The organism is Cryobacterium sp. 10I1 (assembly GCF_035019805.1).
In the GTDB taxonomy this organism is placed as follows: Bacteria; Actinomycetota; Actinomycetes; order Actinomycetales; family Microbacteriaceae; genus Cryobacterium; species Cryobacterium glucosi.
In genome coordinates this window covers 1-5,292 of sequence record NZ_JASJVF010000226.1, presented here as the reverse complement: position 1 = coordinate 5,292, position 5,292 = coordinate 1, and the positions used below count along the sequence as shown (strand labels likewise).

General features: G+C 71.3%; 5 protein-coding genes. All 5 read right to left on the bottom strand.

The features are described 5' to 3' along the window. Window positions 1-1,137: thiolase family protein (locus tag QN345_RS15200; protein ID WP_323508820.1), on the bottom strand; the 1,137-nt coding region annotated here is incomplete at its 3' end. 101 nt (window positions 1,138-1,238) lie between these two features. Then, window positions 1,239-2,036: an RNA methyltransferase gene (locus tag QN345_RS15195; RefSeq protein WP_322189402.1), complete on the bottom strand. Its 798-nt coding sequence runs from the start codon at window positions 2,034-2,036 to the stop codon at window positions 1,239-1,241. 25 nt (window positions 2,037-2,061) lie between these two features. Further along, window positions 2,062-3,537, bottom strand: coding sequence for an NAD-dependent succinate-semialdehyde dehydrogenase (locus QN345_RS15190; RefSeq protein WP_322189400.1), 1,476 nt, complete (start codon window positions 3,535-3,537; stop codon window positions 2,062-2,064). Between the two features lie 64 nt (window positions 3,538-3,601). Then, window positions 3,602-4,537, bottom strand: coding sequence for an anti-sigma factor (locus QN345_RS15185; RefSeq protein WP_322189398.1), 936 nt, complete (start codon window positions 4,535-4,537; stop codon window positions 3,602-3,604). Continuing rightward, entirely contained in the window at window positions 4,524-5,084 is a 561-nt protein-coding gene (locus QN345_RS15180) for an RNA polymerase sigma factor (protein WP_322189396.1), read from the bottom strand. Before QN345_RS15180 ends, QN345_RS15185 begins: the two co-directional genes overlap by 14 nt. Window positions 5,085-5,292 lie beyond the last annotated feature (208 nt).

Genomic DNA, 5,292 nt, shown 5'->3' with positions numbered 1-5,292 from the left:
GGTCTGCAGGCCGAAGCGGCCACCGGTGCGCTCGAGGGTGCCGAGGAGGGTGCCGAGCAGGCGGGTGCCGGAGGAGCCGAGCGCGTGGCCGAGGGCGATCGCACCGCCTGCCGGGTTGAGCCGGACGGGGTCGGCGTCGAATTCGCGCGCCCAGACGAGCGGCACGCACGCGAAGGCCTCGTTGACCTCGTAGGCGTCGAGGTCGTCGAGGTCGAGGCCGGAGCGGGCGAGGATGCGCCGGGTCGCCGGGATCACGCCGGTGAGCATCGGGAGCGGGTCGCTCCCCGTGATGGCGAAGCTGTCGAACCGCGCCCGCGGGGTGCAGCCGAGCTGGGCGGCGCGGGCGGCGCTCATGATCAGCACGGCGGAGGCGCCGTCGGTGAGTGGCGACGAGTTACCCGCGGTGGTCAGCCAGTCGAGGTCGGGGAATCGGTCCGCAAGGGCATCGGTGCGGAACGCGGGCGGCAAGGCGGCCAGGGTGTCCAGCGTGGTACCGGGGCGGATGGTCTCGTCCTCGGTGACGACGGTGCCGTCCGGCAGCCGGACCGGCACGAGGCCGCGCGCGAAGTCACCGCTTTCGCGCGCCTCGGCGGCCAGCCAGTGCGACCGGGCCGCGTAGTCGTCGAGCTCCGTGCGGGTCAGGCCCCAACGGCGGGTGATCAGCTCGGCGGAGACGCCCTGGCCGACGAGACCGTTCGGGTAGCGCTCGTGCAGGAGACGACCGGACGGATCCTGGCCCGGGCGCAGGGACGAGCCGAGCGGAACCCGGCTCATCGACTCGACTCCGCACGCGATCACGATGTCGTAGCTTCCGGCGATCACGCCCTGGGCGGCGAAGGTCGCAGCCTGCTGGCTCGAACCGCACTGCCGGTCGATCGTCGTGCCCGGCACGGACTCCGGGAATCCCGCGCTGAGCAGCGCGGTGCGGGTCACGTTGTAGCCCTGCTCACCCGTCTGCGTGACGCAGCCCCCGATCACGTCGTCGACGAGCGCGGGGTCGAGGTCGTTCCGGCGCACCAGCTCGGCGAGCACCCCGGCGAGCAGGTCCGCCGGGTGCACCCCCGACAGTGCTCCACCCGGTTTGCCCCGCCCGGACGGGGTGCGCACGACATCGATGATCACGGCCTCGTTGCTCATGCCGACAGCCTAGGCCTATGCCGCGCCGCCGGGGCCCGCCGCTGGGTCCCGCCGCCGTTGGTGCGTCGCGTGGTTCCGCGAGAGTGGATGCGCGGCGCGGGTCAGGCGGAGAGCGCCCACATCGCGACGGCGCTGGCCGCGGCCACGTTGAGGGAGTCGATGCCGTGCTTCATCGGGATCTGCACGACGCTGTCGGCTGCGGCGAGGGCGTCCTCGGTGAGGCCCTCGCCCTCTGCGCCGAGCAGCAGGGCGAGCTTCTCGTGATCGCGATCATCGAAGTCGCGCAGGCTGACGGCATCCGCCCGGAGGGCGAGCGCGGCGACGTGGAAGCCGCGCCTCGACAGCAGCGCACGGGTGCTCGGCCAGTCGCCGACGCGGGTCCACGGCACTTGCAGCACCGTCCCCATCGAGACGCGGATGGCGCGGCGGTAGAACGGGTCGGAGCAGCGCGGCGTGACGAGGATCGCATCCGCCCCGATCGAGCCGGCGGAGCGGAAGATCGCACCGACGTTGGTGGGGTCCGACACGTTCTCAAGGATCACGATGCGCCGGGCCCCGGCGAGCAGGGTGTCGGCGTCCGGCAGGGCGGGCCGGTTCATCGCGGCGATCAGGCCGCGGTGCAGGATGTACCCGGTCAGCTCGGCGAGGAGCTCCCCTGGCCCGACGAACACCGGCACGTCCTCGCCGACGAGGGCGCGGGCCTCGTCGACCGTATTGCCGAGCGCGAGCACGGAGCGGGGCCGGTGGCCGGCCCGCAGCGCCCGCTCGAGCACGAGCGCCGACTCGGCGATGTACAGGCCGTGCTCGGTGCCGCGGGCCTTCTTGAGGGCGACGTCGGTGACGTGGGCGTAGTCGACGAGCCTCGGGTCGTCGAGGTCGGTGATCTCGATGACGGGCATCCGTTCAGTCTACGAGCCGGGGGCGCTAGTCGGCGAAGGGGTCCGGGGTCATCGTGTACTTGGTCGAGAGGTACTCCTGGATGCCCTCCGGGCCGCCCTCGCGGCCGAGGCCGGATTGCTTGACCCCGCCGAATGGTGCGGCCGCGTTCGAGATCACGCCGATGTTGAGCCCCATCATGCCGGTCTGGAGGCGTTCGACCATGCGCTGCCCGCGGGCGAGGTCCCGGGTGAAGACGTAGCTGACCAGCCCGAACTCGGTGTCGTTGGCGAGGCGCACGGCGTCGTCTTCCTCGTTGAAGGTCGCGATCGCGAGCACAGGCCCGAAGATCTCCTCGCGCAGGATGTCGCTGCCCGGCGCGACTCCGGCCAGCACGGTCGGTTCGAAGAAGGTGCCGGCGCCTTCGATCGAGTCGCCGCCGGTGAGCAGTCTCGCGCCGCGCTCGAGGGCGTCCTGCACCAGGGTGGATGCCTTCTCAACGGCCCCGGCGTTGATCAGCGGTCCGATGTTCACGCCCTCTGCAGTGCCGCGACCCACGACGAAGTCCTGCACCCGCTCGGTGACCCGGCGGGCGAACTCCTCCGCGACGGACGCCTGCACGATGAACCGGTTGGCGGCCGTGCACGCCTGCCCGACGTTGCGGAATTTCGCCGCGATCGCGCCGTCGACGGCCTTGTCGAGGTCGGCGTCGGCGAAGACGATGAACGGCGCGTTCCCGCCGAGTTCCATCGAGGTGCGCAGCACGCCCTGGCCTGCCTGGCCGATCATGCGGCGGCCGACCGCTGTCGACCCGGTGAAGCTGAGCTTGCGCAGCCGCGGGTCTGCGATGATCGGGTCGGACACCGCGCCGGAGCGCGAGGTCGTGATGACATTGAGCACACCGGCGGGGAGCCCGACCTCGGCGAGAAGCTTGGCGAAGTACAGGGTCGTGAGCGGGGTCAGCGACGCCGGCTTCACGACGACGGTGCAGCCGGCGGCGAGCGCGGGAGCGATCTTGCGGGTGGCCATGGCGAGCGGGAAGTTCCAGGGCGTGATCAGGAAGCAGGGGCCGACCGGGTGCTGGGATACCAGCATCCGCCCGGTGCCCTCGGGGTTGGTGCCGTACCGGCCGCTGATGCGCACGGCCTCTTCGCTGAACCAGCGCAGGAATTCGCCGCCGTATGCGACCTCGCCGTATGCCTCGGTGAGCGGCTTGCCCATCTCGATCGTCATCAGTAGCGCGAACTCCTGCTGGCGCTCCTGCATCAGGTCGAAGGCCCGCCGCAGGATCTCACCGCGGACCCGGGGTGGGGTCGCCGCCCAGCTGTCCTGGGCGTCGACGGCGGCGTCGAGGGCTGCTGCGCCGTCGTCGACCCCGGCGTCGGCGATCGAGGCGATGACGAGCCCGGTGGCCGGGTCGACGACGTCGAGCGTCGCCCCGTCACGTGCAGGCACCCACTCCCCGTTGATGAAGAGTTCCTTCGGAACCATCCGGAGAAGTTCGGCTTCGGTGACGTTCGTCATAGTGTCTCCCTGTCGCGAGTGTCTGCTGCTCTGCGTCATCCAGCCTATCCGGGGGCGGCCGCGCTCACGTAGCGTGCAGTTCTCCGCGCACGATCGAATTTCCTGAGTGGGCCGGGTTTCCGTTGTCGGGTTCCGCCGAAACGTCGACGAGCGGGTACTGGGCGAGGTCGACGTCGTCGGGAATGTCGAAGTGGCCGGTGCTGCCGTCGAGGAGGCCGATGCTGATCAGTCCGGAGGCATCCGCCTTGATCAGCCAAACCTCGCGCAGGGGGGCCGCCGCGGTGGCGACGGCGAGGCCGGTGAGGTCGACGACGACCTCGCGGTGTCCGCCGGGCATGGCCTCGACCTCGGCGCTGCCGCTCGCCTGCCAGCCGGGGAACGGCTCGAGGCGGGCCTCGTAGGTGACGGGCGCTGTCGCGGGCGGCTGCACCGCATCGACCCAGCGCGCCGCGCCGAAGCCGGCGAGGACCAGGACCACGGCCGCGGCCGCCGCCAGGAGGAGGCGCACCCCGGTTCGACTCCTGGCTTTCGCCCGTCGACGCGGACGCAGCGCAGCGGGCGAGTCGGACGTGGGCGGACGGGCGGCGGCTGGGCCCGCGGCGGGTGTGGCAGGCGTGGCAGGCGTGGCAGGCGTGGCGAGTATGGCGGGCATGGCGGATGCCTCCCGCTCGCCCTCGAGGAGGTCGGTCAGGTCGTCACCGGCACCGGCACCGGCACCGGCACCGGCAGCATCCGCCGGGCGCACGAAGTCGCGGATTCTCGGCGGCGCACCGACGGCGGCGCTGAGACCGAGGGTCGCGTGGATGCCCGCCCACACGGCGGCGGAGGGCTCGGTGAGGCTGATGTGCCTGGCGGACCGACCGACCGCGGCGGTGTGCTGCAGCGAGATCAGTTCGAGCGCACACTGCGGGCACTCGGCGAGATGCCCGCGCTCTGCCTCGGTGAGGTCGAACTCGGCGAGGGCGATGAGTGCGAGGTCGTCGCGGTCAATATGTGTCATCCTCGGCCTCCAATCGGGCTCGCAGTCGGCCGAGACTTCGGCGGATATGGCTCTTGACGGTTCCGAGCGGCAGATCGAGCATCGCAGCGATCTGCGCGTGTGTGAGGTCAGCATAGAAGGCGAGTTGCATGACGCGCTGCGGAACCGGCGCGAGCCGCTGCAACTCCTCGGCGAACATCACCCGGTCGGCGACGTCGACAGAGTCGTCGACGGATGTCGTGCGCAGTTCGCCCGCGACGGCCTGCTCGATCCGGCGGCGCCGGGAGCGGGCCTCATGGGTGTCCGCGACGGTGTGGCGGGTGATGCCCACGATCCAGGCGGGCAGCCTCGCCCGGTCGGGATCGTAGTTGTCTCTGCCGCGCCAGGCGGCGATGAACACCGTCTGCGTCACGTCCTCTGCCTCGCCGGGATCTCCGAGCGAGCGCACCGCGATCGTGTAGACGAGCGACGACCACCGGGCATAGGCCTCGGCGAGGGCGCGCTCGTCCCCCGCGCGGAACGCGGCGACGAGGCGCAGGTGGTCGACATCATCGATGGGTGCGGTCACTGAGTTTCGTTGCCTCCCGGCTGACGGAGTCACGCGGTTCCCGGTCATCCGCGACCCCTGTCGGGTGCCGCGTGCCGGGCTTCGTCGCCGACAGCATAGCCAGACCTCAGCATCAGGGAACCGGCGTCGCGGAAACGATCACGTTGGAGAGGTAACGTCTCGCCGTGTAGTCGAATTCACCGCCACACGTGACGAGGGTGAGGCGGGC